Here is a 14,814-nt window from a genome sequence, read left to right on the forward strand (position 1 = left end):
TCGGCCACCTCGTTGCGACGATCGAACCCGGCGAATGCAAAAACTACTTCACAAACGCCGGATACGCTTCCGTCAAAACGTGAAAGACTCTAGCGATCGATTTCTCCGAACACGATGTCGAGCGAGCCGATGATCGCGGCAACATCGGCGATCATATGGCCTCGGGATAGGAAATCCATCGCTTGCAGGTGGGCGAAGGAAGGTGCGCGGATCTTGCATCGGTAGGGAACGTTGCCTCCGTCCGACACGAGGTAGACGCCGAACTCACCCTTCGGCGCCTCGACGGCGGCATAAACTTCACCGCTCGGCACGCGAATGCCTTCGGTATAAAGTTTGAAGTGGTGGATCGTCGCTTCCATCGAGCGCTTCATCATGGCACGCGGCGGCGGCGTGATCTTGCGGTTCGGGATCGCGACCGGGCCCTGACCTTCGGACGAGCGCAACTTTTCCAGACATTGCCGCATGATCCGGACCGACTGGCGCATTTCCTCCATGCGTACGAGATAGCGGTCGTAGCAGTCGCCATGCTTGCCGACCGGGATATCGAAATCCATCTCCGAATAGCATTCGTATGGCTGCGCCTTGCGCAGGTCCCAGGAGGCGCCCGATCCGCGCACCATCACGCCGGAAAAGCCCCAGGCCCAGGCATCATCGAGGCCGATCACGCCGACATCGACATTGCGCTGCTTGAAAATACGGTTCTCGGTCAACAGCTCTTCGAGATTGTCGCAGACCTTGAGGAACGGATCGCAGAACTTCCAGATGTCGTCGAGGAGTTGCGGCGGCAGATCCTGATGTACGCCGCCGACCCTGAAATAATTCGCGTGCATGCGGGCACCGGACGCGCGCTCATAAAAGACCATCAGCTTCTCGCGTTCGGCGAAACCCCAGAGCGGTGGCGTCAGCGCGCCGATGTCCATGGCTTGCGTGGTGACGTTGAGGAGGTGCGATAACAGCCGGCCGATTTCGCAGAAAAGCACGCGGATGAGCTGTCCGCGTCTCGGAACCGATATTTCGAGGAGCTTCTCGGCGGCGAGACAGAATGCATGCTCCTGGTTCATCGGCGCGACGTAGTCGAGCCGATCGAAATAGGGCAAGGCCTGCAGGTAGTTCTTGTACTCGATGAGCTTTTCGGTGCCGCGATGCAGCAGGCCGATGTGGGGATCGGCGCGTTCTACGATCTCGCCGTCGAGTTCGAGCACCAGCCGCAGGACGCCGTGAGCGGAGGGATGTTGTGGCCCGAAATTGATGGTGAAGTTGCGAACTGCAGCCTCGGCCATGACAGTCCTCCGCGATCAGGCGGACTTCGGTTCCGTGCCGGAACCGGCTTGTCCGCTTTCAGCCGCTCACGTCGTCGTCTGGATGATCAGCGTGAGCGTGCCGTCGCCGTCGATATTGGCCGCCACGACCTGAGTGGAATTAAGTCCGTTCGCCGCCAGTGCCGATGCCGCCTGCGGCGATGCGTCGATCGAACTTTGCAGGATGCGCAAATCCTCGGCGCTGGTCTGGGTGACGACGGCCTCCGCCTGTGCCTTGATTTCAGGAGGCAGATCCTCCATCGCCACGATTGTCACTGCGGTGAAATTCTGGGCGGAGAAGGCTTGGTCAGGTGTAGCCTGGTCGGAGGTGGCCCCTTCTGGCGTGGCTTGCTCTGGCAGGGTTTGCGGCGCCGTTGGCGGCACAGGGGCAAGCTCTGGTCCCACGGATTGCGCATAGACCGGCGAGGCAAGGGCCAGTGCCGAAAGTGTGACAATTGTCGTTGATAGGCGCATGGCCATTCCTTCCGTTTTGCTCAGCGGACGATCAATTCGGTCACGACAAAACCATCGTGTCGAAATATGGTTCCGTTACGGAGGTTGCTGTCTTGCCGAAAGCCGTGATTGTCGCGGAAAGCAGGGCGCGAAATCTGGCGTTGCCCTTTCTAAGGCAGCGGCGTGGCTGCGATCGGGCTGCGGCCAGCGCTGCAATGCTTCACGGCCCTGAGCGGTCAGTTCGTAGATCCCGCGATCGGTGCGCGCGAACCAGCGATACACGTTGTGCAGCAGGATCTTGGGTGCGTTCGGCAGGTTGGGCTTCAAGTCACGTGGCCGCTTTGGGCCGTCGGCGAGCGCTGCGGCGCATGCCAGTGCCTGCTGGCGATACGCGGTCATGATCGGCGCACGCGAGCCGCCGCCGGCGACAGGATCGCCCTGCCGACGCCGATGTTCGTCGATTAGTTTCGAGCGGCGCCGGGGATCCCGACGCGGAGCCAATGCCGTCGGGCTGAGCAGCACCTGAACCTCGCCGTTCGTTCGCACGCCAAGTAGGCCAAAGCCGAGGCGACGGCAGAGATTGCGGTATCTCACATCGCTGTCGCGGCCCTTGCCACGGGCCGACATGCAGGCCGCGAGCCAGACCTCGTCGCTCGCCGCCATACGGTCGACGCCCTGGAGGATGAGTTCGAGATTGAACCTCAGCTTTAGTTCGCAGATGACGACGATCGGTGGAGAGTCGGCACTCAGCGCTAGCAGATCGCAGCCGCCGATCTCGCCCTTGACCATAAATCCCAGGCCTTCCAGGAAGGCCTTGACCGGGCTGTAGAGTGAAGTCTCGAGCATGGGCCTTTGTTGGCTGCGAATCATCCCGCCGATCGACGGTTCAGCGCGATGATCGCTCTTTGCCGTTGAACAGGAGGTAAACGACGGCCAAACAAGTGGTCAGAGCCGTGCCACGGCCGCTTGCCAATTTGGTATGCTGGTATAATGTGTACCTGAGGTAGCATGCTCCGCGTAACTGCGCTGTGCTGGACATCCGGGCGCCCGAGACATCGTCCAGGGCATCGTCATTTGAGCGGCGGCTCCCCTGCGTTTTCTAATCCGCCAGCCGGCGGCAATGTGCATACAAGTCAATGGGATGACGATCGGCAGGGCCGTCGTTGGAATTCAGGAGTAACGGACACATGACAACGATTGCGCTGTTTGGTGCGGGCGGGAAAATGGGTTACCGTCTGTCGACCAATTTTCGCGGATCTCCCTATACGATACGCCATGTCGAGGTCAGCGACGCCGGCCGCGAGCGGCTAAAGTCGGGCCTCAACATCGATGCCGTCAGCGCCGATGAGGCGCTTGATGGCGCCGATGTGGTGATCCTGGCGGTGCCGGACACGCATATCGGCAAGGTCGCGGCGAGTATCGAGGGCAAGCTCGCATCAGGCACGATGGTCGTCGTGCTCGACGCCGCGGCACCTTTCGCCGGGCATTTGCCGAAGCGGCCGGACCTGACCTATTTCGTCACCCACCCGTGCCACCCGCCGATCTTCAACGACGAGACCGACATGGCGGCCAAGAAGGATTATTTCGGCGGCGTCAAGGCCAAGCAGCACATGGTCAGCGCCTTGATGCAGGGACCGGAGGAAGATTTCGCCAAGGGCGAGGCGATTGCAAAGATCATCTGGGCGCCGGTCATGCGCTCGCATCGCGTCACGGTCGATCAGATGGCGCTGCTCGAGCCCGGCCTTTCGGAAACGGTATGCGCCTCGCTGCTCGTCGTCATGAAAGAGGCCGTCGACGAGGTGGTGGTGCGCGGGGTCGACAAGCAGGCGGCGCTCGATTTCCTGCTTGGCCATATGAACGTGCTTGGCGCCGTCATCTTCGGCGAAACCAAAGGCGTGTTCTCCGATGCCTGCAACAAGGCGATAGAGTTCGGCAAGCCGGTACTGATGCGCGACGACTGGAAGCGGGTGTTCGAGCCGGAGGAGATTGCCGCGAGCATTCAGCGCATCACCTGAGGGCGCGACGCGTCTTCCGGAACATATCACCTGAAATTGTCATTGACTCATTATACCAGTTGGCTTAGCTGTTCAATGGATCGGACCGTCAAGCTTCGCAACAGGCTCAGGGGCTGGATGAGTGGAGGGATAGGGGGAGCGATCCGTCGAGTTGAAGCCGGCAAAGGCTTGTGAATCTGACGCGACCCGCCGCCTACGGCCGGCTAACGAAATCGAATGCATATAGCCTTGGGACAAGGCGCGGATTTTCAACGGGAGGAATACATGAAACTGACACGCAGAATGACGCTTGCGGCTTTTGCCGGCATACTGGCGCTTGGCACCGCCGCACCCGCCTATGCGGCGGATTTGATCGCCATCATCACGCCCTCGCATGACAATCCGTTCTTCAAGGCGGAAGCTGTCGGCGCGGAGGCCAAGGCCAAGGAACTCGGCTACGAGGCGTTGGTGCTCGTCCATGACGACGACGCCAACAAGCAGTCCGAATTGATCGACACGGCGATCGGCCGCGGCGCCAAGGCGATCATCCTCGACAATGCCGGCGCCGACGCCACCGTCGCCGCGGTGCAGAAAGCCAAGGACGCAGGCGTTCCTTCCTTCCTGATCGATCGCGAGATCAATGCCACTGGTGTCGCCGTCGCGCAGATCGTCTCCAACAATTATCAGGGCGCCCAACTCGGCGCGCAGGAATTCGTCAAGCTGATGGGCGAGAAGGGTAATTTCGTCGAGCTCGTCGGCAAGGAATCCGACACCAATGCCGGCATCCGCTCCAAGGGTTACCACGACGTCATCGACGACTATCCGGACCTGAAGATGGTGGCGCAGCAGTCGGCCAACTGGAGCCAGACCGAGGCCTATTCAAAGATGGAATCGATCCTCCAGGCCAATCCCGACATCAAGGGCGTGATCTCCGGCAACGACACGATGGCGATGGGCGCCTATGCGGCACTCGCCGCTGCCGGCCGCAAGGACGTCATCGTCGTCGGCTTCGACGGGTCGAACGATGTGCGCGACTCGATCACCTCCGGCGGCATCAAGGCGACAGTCCTGCAGCCGGCCTTCGCGCAGGCGCAGATGGCGGTCGAGCAGGCCAACGACTTCATCAAGAACAAGAAGTCTCCCGCCGAAGAAAAGCAGCTGATGGACTGCGTCCTGGTCAATGGCGACAATGCCGCCAAGCTGGAGACGTTCGCGCTCACCAACTGAGCCGGCGTAACATCAAGCAGCAAGGGACGAGCCCCCGGTTCGTCCCTTGCTTCCATTTCGCCCTTTCTTCCATTTCTCTGGGGGCTCCTGACTGCCATGCCGAACGAGCCGACATGTTCAACACGCTGACCCGGCCGATCCTTGTAGCGTTGTTGCTCGCAGCAATAGGCAGCCTGACCGCCTGCAAGATCCTGCCGACGCCGTCGACGGAAAACGGCGGCACTGGCTCCGCGTTCGATCCCGACAAAATGGTCGAGGACATCTGGGCGGCGAAAGTGATACCCTATCTACAGCAGAAGGCCGGGCCGTTTGCCGAGGTTCATGCCTTGGCCAAGACCGATCCCGCCGCTGCCGGCGCCAAATACGGCAATCCGAAGAAGCAGGCGAATTCGCCATGGACCTTCGCGGTTCGGCTCATGGGCAAGGTCGTTGCAGCCAATACACAGTCACGCGCGGCGACGATGGACATCGATGCCGACGGCGACGGCAAGGCGGATGCGCGGGTGCAGATCGGCCCCGCCATGCGCGGAACCGCGCTGCGCGACAGCCTCGACTTCATCCAGTTCAACGATTTCACCAACCAGATCGACTTCGCCCAGTTCGGCAAGGCGTTCAACGCCTATGCCGACAGGGCCGTGCTTTCCAAGCTGCCGCGGGAGGCACTCGAGGGCCGCAGCGTCGAGGTACTTGGCGCCTATACGCCGGGTAGTGGCCAGGACCTGCCGCTGGTGACGCCGGCGGAGGCAGAGATCGGGCCGAAGCCATGAGCGGCGATCAAGATGTCATCCTGAAGCTGGAGGATGTCTCGAAAGTCTATTCCGGCACCGTCGCAGTCAAGCGGGCGAATTTCGAGGTGCGCAAGGGCGCGGTCAACGTGCTGGTCGGCGAAAACGGAGCCGGCAAATCGACGCTGATGAAGATCATCGCCGGTGTCGAGCAGCCGACACTCGGGCGCATCCTGCTGGACGGCGAGGAGGTTTCCTTCTCGTCATCCGGAGACGCGGTGAATCGCGGCATCGGCATGGTTTTCCAGGAGCTGAACCTGTTCGGCAATCTGACTGTCGCCGAAAATATTTTCGCCACCCGCGAGATCACCAATCGGTTCCGCAAGATCGACCGCAAAGAGCAGGAGCGCCGCGCAGCGGAATTCCTTGAACGCCTGGAAGCCGGCATCCGGCCGGACATGCTGGTCGAGGATCTGCGCATCGGCCAGCAGCAGCTGGTCGAGATCGCCAAGGCCGTTTCGCTCGATGCGCGCATCCTCATCATGGATGAACCGACCTCGGCGCTCAGCGCGGCGGAAGTCGAGATCCTGTTCAAGGTGATTGCCGACCTCAAGGCGCGTGGCGTGGCAATCGTCTACATCTCGCACCGGCTCGAGGAACTGATCCGCATCGGCGACACCATCACCGTGCTGCGCGACGGACGCATCACCGGCCAGGCGGAGATGAAAGACGTCGACACCCAGTGGATCGTGCGGCAGATGATCGGCTCGGACGCCAAGGACTTCGCCAAGGCCGACGGCCATGTGCCGGGCGAAGAGATATTCCGCGCCGAGGACATCTGCCTGCCGCGTGTAACCGGCGGGCTCGCGGTCGATCACGTCTCGCTGTCGCTGCGCGCCGGCGAGATCCTCGGCATCTACGGTTTGATGGGAGCCGGACGCAGCGAGCTGTTCGACTGCATCATGGGCCGCCACGGCCATTCGACCGGCACGATATTCATTGCCGGCAAAAAGGTGCACGAGCGCGACACGACGCGGCGCATCCGGCGCGGCCTGGCGCTGATCCCCGAAGACCGCCAGCGCGAAGGGCTGGTGTCGATCCTCTCCGTCGCCAGCAATCTGACTCTGGCCAGCCTGTCGCGGTTCGTGCGTCTGTTCCACATTCGTGGTGCCGCCGAACGGCAGGCGGTGACCCAGACGGTGCGCGAACTGGCCATCAAGGTCGCCGATCCGGCGCAGGAAGTCTCGTCGCTGTCGGGCGGCAACCAGCAGAAGGTGGTGATCGGCAAAGCGCTGCTCACTGGACCGAAGGTGCTGCTGATGGACGAGCCCAGCCGCGGCATCGACGTCGGCGCCAAGGCCGACGTGTTCCGCACCATGCGCAAGCTGTCGCGCAACGGCCTGGGGATCCTGTTTGCCACCTCGGATCTTGATGAGGTGATGGCGTTGTCCGACCGCATCGCAGTGATGAGCAATGGAAAATTGACCGGCATGTTCGACCGCGCCGAGGCGACGGAGGCCGCACTCGTCGCTGCCTCGGCCTTCGGCCACGGACCGGTCCCGCACGGAGAGCAAGGCGCATGACTGACATCCCAGCCAAGGCGGCGGCCAACTCCATTTCGAGCGGCTCGGTCCTGCTGACGCTGATGAAGGCGAGGACGTTCATCGCGCTGATCGCCGTACTGTTATTCTTCTCGATAGCTGCCCCCAATTTCCTGTCGGCCGCCAATCTTATCCTGATGTCGAAGCACGTGGCGCTGAACGCATTCCTCGCAATGGGCATGACCTTCGTCATCATCACCGGCGGCATCGACCTGTCGGTCGGCTCGATCGTCGGCCTGTGCGGCATGGTGGCCGGCTATCTCGTGCTCAACGGCATCGACCTGCAGGTCGGCTATACCATCTATTTCAACGTCTTCGAGATCGCGCTGATCACGCTTGCCGTCGGCATATTGATCGGCGCGGTCAACGGGTTGCTGATCACCAGGCTTAACGTTGCGCCGTTCATCGCCACGCTCGGCGTGCTCTATGTCGCACGCGGCCTGGCCCTGCTGTCGTCGGACGGCCGTACCTTCCCCAATCTCGTCGGCAAGCCGGAGCTCGGCACCACCGGGTTCGGCTTTCTTGGCGCCGGCCGGCTGCTTGGCCTGCCGGTCGCGCTGTGGATTTTGCTCGTTGTTGCGCTAGGGGCGGCCTATCTCGCCAAATACACCCCGCTCGGCCGCCACATCTTCGCCGTTGGCGGCAATGAGCGGGCGGCGCGGATTTCGGGCGTCAGGGTCAACATGGTGAAGATGTTCGTCTACATGTTCTCCGGTTTCTGCGCGGCGATCGTCGGCCTGATCATCTCGTCCGAGTTGATGGCCTCGCATCCGGCGACCGGCGAAAGCTTCGAGCTCAACGCCATCGCAGCGGCGGTGCTCGGCGGCACGTCGATGTCGGGTGGTCGCGGCACGATCGGCGGCACCATCGTCGGCGCCTTCGTCATCGGCATCCTTTCGGACGGGCTGGTGATGATGGGGGTGAGCTCGTTCTGGCAAATGGTGATCAAGGGCCTCGTCATCATCGTCGCCGTCGTCGTCGACCAGGCACAGCGCCGGCTGCAGAGCCGTGTCACGCTGATGCAGATGGCAAAGGCCGGCTGACATGGCGGAGCTGCGTGGAGCGCTGATCGGCTGCGGCTTCTTTGCGGTCAACCAGATGCATGCCTGGCGCGACGTGGAGGGCGCCTCGATCGTCGCTATCTGCGACCGCGATCCGGACCGGCTGCGGGTCGTCGGCGACCAGTTCGGGGTCGCGCGGCGCTATACCGATGCGGCCGCGCTGTTTGCCGGCGAAAGGCTGGATTTCGTCGACATCGCCACCACCGCACCAAGCCACAGAACGCTCGTCGAGATGGCGGCGCAGCACGGCGTTCCGGCTATCTGCCAAAAACCGTTTGCGCCGACGCTTGCCGACGCCCAGGCGATGGTGAAGGCCTGCGCCGACGCCGGCGTGCCGTTGATGGTGCATGAAAATTTTCGCTGGCAGTCGCCGATCCAGGCGGTGCGTGCCGTGCTCGACAGCGGTGAGGTCGGCACGCCCTTCTTCGGACGGATCTCGTTCCGCTCGGCCTATGACGTGTTTTCCGGCCAGCCCTATCTGGCGACCGGAAGACGCTTCATCATCGAGGATCTGGGCATCCACATCCTCGACATCGCCCGCTTTCTGCTGGGCGACGTCTCGACCGTCACCGCGCGAACGGCGCGCGTCAACCCTGGCATTGCCGGCGAGGACGTTGCGACGATGCTGATGGACCACACGAGCGGCGCCACTTCCGTGGTCGATTGTAGCTATGCGACCAAGCTCGCTACCGAGCCGTTCCCCGAGACGCTGATCGAGATCGACGGCAGCGACGGCACGATCCGGCTGGCGCAGGGCTACCGCCTCACCGTCACCGGCAGGAGCGGGACGGCTATCAGCGATGTCTCGCCACCGCTGCTGGCCTGGGCATCACGGCCGTGGCACAACGTCCAGGAAAGCGTCGTCGCCATTCAAAAGCATTGGGTCGATTGCCTGACCAACGGAACCGAGCCCGCGACCTCGGGCGCGGACAACCTCAAGACATTGGCGTTGGTCGAGGCAGCGTATGCCGGCGCCGCAAGCCGGGAGCCGGTGCAACTCGACGCCTTGCTGAAATGACAGCCGACGCCTTCCTCCTCTACGGCACACGTGCCGTTGAAGCCGAACCGGTCAGGCTGCGCGCCGGCGCGCTGACAGCGGACTTCGTCAACGGCAATCTGCGCACCATCCGGCACGGCGACACCGAAGTCCTGCGCGCCATCGCCTACATCGTCAGGGATCGCGACTGGGGCACCTACGAGCCGACGCTCACCGATTTAGTCATCGACCAGGGCGATGACGCTTTCTCCGTCAGCTATTCGGCAGGTTGTTTCGGGCCAGAGGGAAGCCGGCTCGACTTCCGCGCAACAATCAAGGGCTCCGCCGATGGCCAGTTGGTCTTCGACGTGAGCGCTCGTCCCGACAGCGATTTCGAAACCAATCGCTGTGGTTTCTGCATCCTGCATCCGATCGCCGGCGTGGCCGGCAGCCCGGTCACGGTCGAGCATACCGATGGCAGCGTGGTCGCGACCAGGCTTCCAGAGCTGATCGATCCCTGGCAGCCGTTCAAGGATCTGCGGGCGATCACCCACCAGGTCCGGCCCGGCGTCACCGCCGAATGCCGGATGGAAGGCGATACTTTCGAGATGGAGGACCAGCGCAACTGGTCGGATGCCTCCTACAAGACCTATGTCCGGCCGCTCGCGCTGCCATGGCCATACGTGCTGCCGGCCGGCGAGGCCTTCCGCCAAACCATCAGCTTGCGTATAGCGGGTCGCGGGAAAGTGCCGGCCGCCGCCGCGCGCGCCGAACCGATTCGTGTCAGGCTCGGCCAAGCCGGACCGGTGCTGCCGGATATCGGCGTGATCATCTACCCGGATGAGGTCGAGGCGGCGCTGGACAACCTGTCGGTGCTGTCCGAGCTTGGCCCGCAGCAATTGATGTTCCACTATGACCCGACGCGCGGCCACGGGCTTGCCGCCTTGCGGTCCTACGCCCGGCTCGCCGCCGCCTATCCGGTCCAGACAACGCTCGAATGTGTCATTGCCGGCGACGGCGATCTCGACGCCGAGCTTTCAGGCGTCGCCGACAGGGTGCGCCAGGCCGGGCTCAAGCTTTCGGCCATTGCCGTCTCGCCCTCGGTCGACCGGCAGTCGACGCCGCCGGGCAGCGCGTGGCCGCAATGCCCGCCGCTCGAAGATGTCTATGCCGCGGCGCGGCGTGCCTTTCCCGACATCCGCCTCGGCGGCGGCATGTTCAGCTATTTCACCGAACTCAATCGCAAGCGTGTGCCGGCCGACCCGCTCGATTTCGTCACGCATTGCACCTGCCCGATCGTGCACGCCGCCGACGATCTCAGCGTCATGCAATCGCTGGAGGCACTGCCTTTCATCACGGCGTCTGTACGGGCGGTCTTTGGAACAAAACCTTACCGGATCGGGCCGTCGACCATTGCCATGCGCCAGAACCCTTATGGCGGCGCGACCAAGGCCAATCCCGACCGTCTGCGCATTGCCATGGCCGACCGCGACCCTCGCCACACCGGGCTGTTCGGCGCCGCATGGACGATCGGCTATGCCGCCCGCGTTGCGCCGGCCGGGCTCGAAATGCTCACGCTCTGCAGCTTCACCGGACCATTCGGCGTACTGGCCTCGTCGGGCGAACCTGTCGAAGAAGGTACACCTCGGCCGATTTTGTACGCGGTGAAAGGACTTTGCGAGCTGGCCGGCCATGCGCATGTGGCGGCGACAACGACTGATGAGACGCGGATGCTGGCACTGGCCGGCCGCTCCCAGACAGGCAAGATCATCGTCTGGCTGGCGAACCTTACCCCGGACGACGTTCCGGTCGACGTTTCCGGGCTCGGCTCCGATCAGGGCCCTCTCAAGATTTGGGATGGACGAATGTCACGCCAGATTCAGCAAGACGCGTCGGGCCGAGACCGTCTTGTGATGACGCCCTACGCAATCGTGCGGGTCGGCTGAAGTCATTTGCCGAGGCTCACGGGTAGCCGCCTTCCGCAGCGGTTGCCCGCAGCCGCAGCACTTCCGTTGCCGACTTGTCACCGGATTTGCTTTCGAAACTCGCCTGGCGCCATTCCAGTTGTCCTGGAAAAAAGACGGCTGAACGAGGCGACGTCTTGATATCCCACCCGATAACAAATTTCTGAAACGCTCAGTTTCGTTTCCTCAAGCATGGATTTTGCCAACTCCAGCCGCCGTTCCTGGATCCATTTTCCCGGCGTTGTCTGGAGTTCGTCGAAAAATCTGCGAGACAGGGTTCGCGAAGACATGCCCAATTCGGTTGCGAGAAATTTCAGATCGATTTCCGACATCTTGTCTTTCGAGAGCTCGCGCAGCCTATTCTCGAATGGGCTGGCCTCGTTCGAAATTCCATCGAGAGAAAATTCATAGGGACTCTGGAATGTGCGCGGCGGAGGGAGAACCAGAAGTTTTCGGATGATCCGCTCCTCCTTTGAGAAGCCCAGATCGATCAGCAAAGCCCTGGCGAGTTCGAGCCCGGAAAACCCGCCTCCGCATGTGTAAAGGCGGTCCTGGCGAATGAGCAAGCGGGAAGCGTCCCATCGCACTTGCGGAAACCGGCGGCTTGCCTCGGCTTTCAGCCACCAGGATATCGTTGCGCGTTTGCCGTCCAATAATCCTGAATTGGCGAGTAGATAACATGCACCGCAATGTGCTGCGATGATTGCGCCCTGCTGTTGTGCGAGCGCGATCAGCGGTTTTGAATGTTCACTCTCGTCGTCGAGCGAGCGCAGAAGCTCCGGAATCTCGACACCCGGCATCGCAATGAGAATCAGGACATCCATTTTCCGGGATGGTTGTGCCTTTGTCGGGAAGGAAATTCCGGTGCTTGATGCCGACGGCGCGCCCCTTGAAACGAACTCACAGGAGAGAACCTGCGCACGGCAGACGTCATTCACAAGCTGAAACATTTCCACGAGCGTCGAGACGACGGCCGAATAGAAATTCGACGGCAGCCAGATCACAACGTGGAGGCTCCTGTCAGCCATTGCGGTTCTCCCGGTGTCGTTCTCGTCGAGTGGCAAGTCTAGCATAGTCTTTGTCAAAATTGCCAATTCGAGAAAAAGCGCGGCGCCTCCCGAAGGGCCTAAGCGGGCTTGCTGACGAAAGCGGGCCGCGGAAATCCATGGCTGGGAAGATGCGAATGCTGAAATCGTTGAATGAAAACACGCGGCAAATTCATCGGATTCAGACGGCAACAGAAAACTGCGTCGGTCCGGGCTCGGGCTGATCTGTGGTCAGTCAGTAGGCCGAGAACACGGTCCCGACCGCGACGCCGGTAGGGACCTGCACTTGATTTTCAGTTGCCGGAATTCATGACGTAGAGCGCACGCGAGCGTTCGAGGTGCTTGATCATCGCCTTCTCGGCGCCATCAGCATCCTTGGCTTCGATGCGTCCGATGATCTCTTCGTGCTCGGTCAGCGTGAACTTTTCCTTGCCGGTCCAGATCAGCATTTCGGTGTGGTATTCCTTTAGCCAGCCAAGCATTGCCTCGCTGATGGCGACATAGATCGGGTTGCCGGATATTGCCGCGATCTGGGTGTGGAATTTCATGTCGGCGGATATGAAGGCTTCCGAGTCGCCACGATGGCTGCGCTGCTCGGCGACCGTTGCCCGCAGCCGCTGCACGTCCTCGGCAGTTGCCTTCTCCGCGGCTTCCCTCACCATGCCGCGGTCGAAGAAGATGCGCGCGTTCTTGAGGTGCTCGAGCGTGTCCTTCGATGACGACAGGATGATCTTGGCCGCGCCGTCGACCTGCTTGATGATCGACTTGGCGGTCAGCTGCAGCACCTTGGCACGCTCACCATGCGAGATCGCGACCAGCCCCATATTGCTCAACGCCTGCATCGCCTCGCGGATCGCTGGCCTGCCGACCTCGAAGCGCTCCATCAGTTCGCGCTCCGACGGCATGTCATCACCCGGCAGCAATTCGCCGCTGGTGATCAAGCGCTTCAGCCTTAGGAATACTTCGTCGGAAAGCTTGCGCCGGACGATCGGCTCCGAACGGTTCATCGTCGCGAATCACTCCTTTGACCGGCCTATACCTAGCATTTCCGACGTGAATCCCGGAACGCCTGTTGCCGGCTCGCCCTTACCTGCCAAGCCGGATAGGGCTTGCAATGCTTATGTACTCATTATACCAGATTTCGAGGGCCAAGGAACCTTTTTCGAACCATCCCGGCAGGCCGCGCGAATATGATTGTTCTCACCTATCGCATCGAAACGCCCGGCAATATCGAGGCGCTGGCGGCCAAGATCGCAAGCGACCAGTCGACCGGAACCTTCGTCGCGCTGGCCGGCGAGACCGAAGAGCTCAAGGCCAGGGTCGCGGCGAGGGTCCTGGCGATACGGCATCTGCCGGATGCGGATCGGCCGTCTCTTCCCGAAACCGGTTCCGGAGCAAGCCCCGAATCCAGCAACGGCCCGGTCAAGCGCGCCGACGTCGACATCGCGTTTCCGCTGGACGCCATCGGCACCGACCTGTCGGCGCTGATGACTATCGCCATCGGCGGCACGTTTTCGATCAAGGGCCTGTCCGGCATTCGTGTGGTCGACATGAAGCTACCCGAGGAGTACCGGGGCGCGCATCCGGGCCCGCAATTCGGCGTCAGGGGCAGCCGCAGGCTGACCGGCGTCGCGGATCGTCCGATCATCGGGACCATCGTCAAGCCGGCGCTGGGGCTCCGTCCGCACGAGACGGCCGCGATGGTGCAAGAGCTGATTGCCGCCGGCGTCGATTTCATCAAGGACGACGAGAAGCTGATGAGCCCGGCCTATTCACCGCTGTCGGAGCGGGTGAGGGCAATCATGCCGCTGATCTTCGACCACGAGCAGAAGACCGGCAAGAAGGTCATGTATGCCTTCGGCATTTCACATGCCGATCCCGACGAGATGATGCGAAACCACGACCTGGTGGCAAAGGCCGGCGGCAATTGCGCGGTGGTCAACATCAATTCGATCGGTTTCGGCGGTATGGCTTACCTCCGAAAACGCTCCAGCCTGGTGCTCCATGCCCACCGCAATGGCTGGGACATTCTCACCCGTCATCCCGGCCTCGGCATGGATTTCAAGGTCTGGCAGCAGTTCTGGCGCCTGCTTGGCGTCGACCAGTTCCAGATCAACGGCATCGCCTCGAAATACTGGGAACCCGACTGGTCCTTTGTCGAATCCTTCAAGGCGGTGACAACGCCGATCTTTTCGCCGGCCGATTGCGCATTGCCGGTCGCCGGCTCCGGCCAGTGGGGCGGGCAGGCGCCTGAAACCTTCCAGCGAACCGGCCGGACGGTCGATCTTCTCTATCTCTGCGGCGGTGGCATCGTCAGCCACCCGGACGGGCCGGGCGCCGGCGTCCGCGCCGTGCAGCAAGCCTGGCAGGCGGCGGTCCAAGACATCCCGTTGGCGGATTATGCCTTGAGCCATGTCGAGCTGGCGCGGTCGATCGAGAAGTTCGGCGGCGGCGAGGCGGCCTGACGCC

Annotated in this window: 13 protein-coding genes; 8 read left to right on the forward strand and 5 right to left on the reverse strand. The window is 62.2% G+C overall.

Annotated features, from left to right (window positions below; all coding sequences use genetic code 11):
• Nucleotides 1–89: 89 nt before the first annotated feature.
• The 3 genes from NKJ40_RS15295 to NKJ40_RS15305 form a co-directional block, all read right to left on the reverse strand.
• A complete protein-coding gene (locus tag NKJ40_RS15295) occupies nt 90–1,280 on the reverse strand; it encodes an NADH-quinone oxidoreductase subunit D (protein WP_352466720.1) in 1,191 nt (396 codons plus the stop codon).
• A gap of 66 nt (nt 1,281–1,346) precedes the next feature.
• On the reverse strand, nt 1,347–1,778 hold the full coding sequence (locus tag NKJ40_RS15300) for a hypothetical protein (RefSeq protein ID WP_352466721.1): 432 nt from the start codon (nt 1,776–1,778) through the stop codon (nt 1,347–1,349).
• Nucleotides 1,779–1,847: 69 nt separating this feature from the next.
• The gene (locus tag NKJ40_RS15305; protein WP_352466722.1) at nt 1,848–2,597 is read right to left on the reverse strand and encodes a DUF2161 domain-containing phosphodiesterase; all 750 of its coding nucleotides are present in this window, start codon (nt 2,595–2,597) and stop codon (nt 1,848–1,850) included.
• A gap of 341 nt (nt 2,598–2,938) precedes the next feature.
• Here NKJ40_RS15305 and NKJ40_RS15310 point away from each other — a divergent pair, with 341 nt between their 5' ends.
• The 7 genes from NKJ40_RS15310 to apnL all read left to right on the forward strand — a co-directional run bounded on the left by NKJ40_RS15310 (nt 2,939) and on the right by apnL (nt 11,281).
• Entirely contained in the window at nt 2,939–3,766 is an 828-nt protein-coding gene (locus NKJ40_RS15310) for a phosphogluconate dehydrogenase C-terminal domain-containing protein (protein ID WP_352466723.1), read from the forward strand.
• Nucleotides 3,767–4,030: 264 nt separating this feature from the next.
• Nucleotides 4,031–4,972, forward strand: a complete 942-nt coding sequence (locus tag NKJ40_RS15315; RefSeq protein ID WP_352466724.1) for a D-ribose ABC transporter substrate-binding protein — start codon at nt 4,031–4,033, stop codon at nt 4,970–4,972.
• 113 nt (nt 4,973–5,085) lie between these two features.
• Nucleotides 5,086–5,739 carry a DUF2291 family protein gene (locus NKJ40_RS15320; protein ID WP_352466725.1) on the forward strand — a complete coding sequence of 218 codons (654 nt, stop codon included), beginning with the start codon at nt 5,086–5,088 and terminating at the stop codon, nt 5,737–5,739.
• The gene (locus NKJ40_RS15325) at nt 5,736–7,280 is read left to right on the forward strand and encodes a sugar ABC transporter ATP-binding protein (RefSeq protein WP_352466726.1); all 1,545 of its coding nucleotides are present in this window, start codon (nt 5,736–5,738) and stop codon (nt 7,278–7,280) included. Before NKJ40_RS15320 ends, NKJ40_RS15325 begins: the two co-directional genes overlap by 4 nt.
• On the forward strand, nt 7,277–8,341 hold the full coding sequence (locus NKJ40_RS15330; protein WP_352466727.1) for an ABC transporter permease: 1,065 nt from the start codon (nt 7,277–7,279) through the stop codon (nt 8,339–8,341). The genes NKJ40_RS15325 and NKJ40_RS15330 overlap by 4 nt, the downstream gene beginning before the upstream one ends.
• A 1-nt stretch (nt 8,342) precedes the next feature.
• Nucleotides 8,343–9,377: a Gfo/Idh/MocA family protein gene (locus tag NKJ40_RS15335; RefSeq protein ID WP_352466728.1), complete on the forward strand. Its 1,035-nt coding sequence runs from the start codon at nt 8,343–8,345 to the stop codon at nt 9,375–9,377.
• Nucleotides 9,374–11,281, forward strand: coding sequence for a D-apionate lactonase (gene apnL / locus NKJ40_RS15340; RefSeq protein WP_352466729.1), 1,908 nt, complete (start codon nt 9,374–9,376; stop codon nt 11,279–11,281). The genes NKJ40_RS15335 and apnL overlap by 4 nt, the downstream gene beginning before the upstream one ends.
• Nucleotides 11,282–11,358: 77 nt before the next feature.
• Here apnL and NKJ40_RS15345 read toward each other — a convergent pair whose 3' ends face one another.
• A complete protein-coding gene (locus NKJ40_RS15345) occupies nt 11,359–12,327 on the reverse strand; it encodes a GlxA family transcriptional regulator (protein WP_352466730.1) in 969 nt (322 codons plus the stop codon).
• Between the two features lie 311 nt (nt 12,328–12,638).
• Entirely contained in the window at nt 12,639–13,352 is a 714-nt protein-coding gene (locus NKJ40_RS15350; protein ID WP_352466731.1) for a transcriptional regulator NanR, read from the reverse strand.
• A 183-nt stretch (nt 13,353–13,535) separates the two neighbouring features.
• Here NKJ40_RS15350 and oiaX point away from each other — a divergent pair, with 183 nt between their 5' ends.
• Nucleotides 13,536–14,810, forward strand: coding sequence for a 3-oxo-isoapionate-4-phosphate decarboxylase OiaX (oiaX, locus tag NKJ40_RS15355; RefSeq protein WP_352466732.1), 1,275 nt, complete (start codon nt 13,536–13,538; stop codon nt 14,808–14,810).
• The last annotated feature ends 4 nt before the right edge of the window (nt 14,811–14,814 follow it).

The sequence above is a fragment of the Mesorhizobium sp. M0119 genome (genome assembly GCF_040322615.1).
Lineage (GTDB): Bacteria > Pseudomonadota > Alphaproteobacteria > Rhizobiales > Rhizobiaceae > Mesorhizobium.

Excerpts from the sequence above, each read along its gene's own strand:
- NKJ40_RS15335 (WP_352466728.1), top strand. The coding sequence starts at position 8,343 with ATGGCGGAGCTGCGTGGAGCGCTGATCGGCTGCGGCTTCTTTGCGGTC.
- NKJ40_RS15325 (WP_352466726.1), top strand. The coding sequence starts at position 5,736 with ATGAGCGGCGATCAAGATGTCATCCTGAAGCTGGAGGATGTCTCGAAA.
- NKJ40_RS15295 (WP_352466720.1), bottom strand. The coding sequence starts at position 1,280 with ATGGCCGAGGCTGCAGTTCGCAACTTCACCATCAATTTCGGGCCACAA.
- NKJ40_RS15300 (WP_352466721.1), bottom strand. The coding sequence starts at position 1,778 with ATGGCCATGCGCCTATCAACGACAATTGTCACACTTTCGGCACTGGCC.
- oiaX (WP_352466732.1), top strand. The coding sequence starts at position 13,536 with ATGATTGTTCTCACCTATCGCATCGAAACGCCCGGCAATATCGAGGCG.
- NKJ40_RS15320 (WP_352466725.1), top strand. The coding sequence starts at position 5,086 with ATGTTCAACACGCTGACCCGGCCGATCCTTGTAGCGTTGTTGCTCGCA.
- NKJ40_RS15315 (WP_352466724.1), top strand. The coding sequence starts at position 4,031 with ATGAAACTGACACGCAGAATGACGCTTGCGGCTTTTGCCGGCATACTG.
- NKJ40_RS15310 (WP_352466723.1), top strand. The coding sequence starts at position 2,939 with ATGACAACGATTGCGCTGTTTGGTGCGGGCGGGAAAATGGGTTACCGT.
- NKJ40_RS15305 (WP_352466722.1), bottom strand. The coding sequence starts at position 2,597 with ATGCTCGAGACTTCACTCTACAGCCCGGTCAAGGCCTTCCTGGAAGGC.
- apnL (WP_352466729.1), top strand. The coding sequence starts at position 9,374 with ATGACAGCCGACGCCTTCCTCCTCTACGGCACACGTGCCGTTGAAGCC.
- NKJ40_RS15330 (WP_352466727.1), top strand. The coding sequence starts at position 7,277 with ATGACTGACATCCCAGCCAAGGCGGCGGCCAACTCCATTTCGAGCGGC.
- NKJ40_RS15345 (WP_352466730.1), bottom strand. The coding sequence starts at position 12,327 with ATGGCTGACAGGAGCCTCCACGTTGTGATCTGGCTGCCGTCGAATTTC.
- NKJ40_RS15350 (WP_352466731.1), bottom strand. The coding sequence starts at position 13,352 with ATGAACCGTTCGGAGCCGATCGTCCGGCGCAAGCTTTCCGACGAAGTA.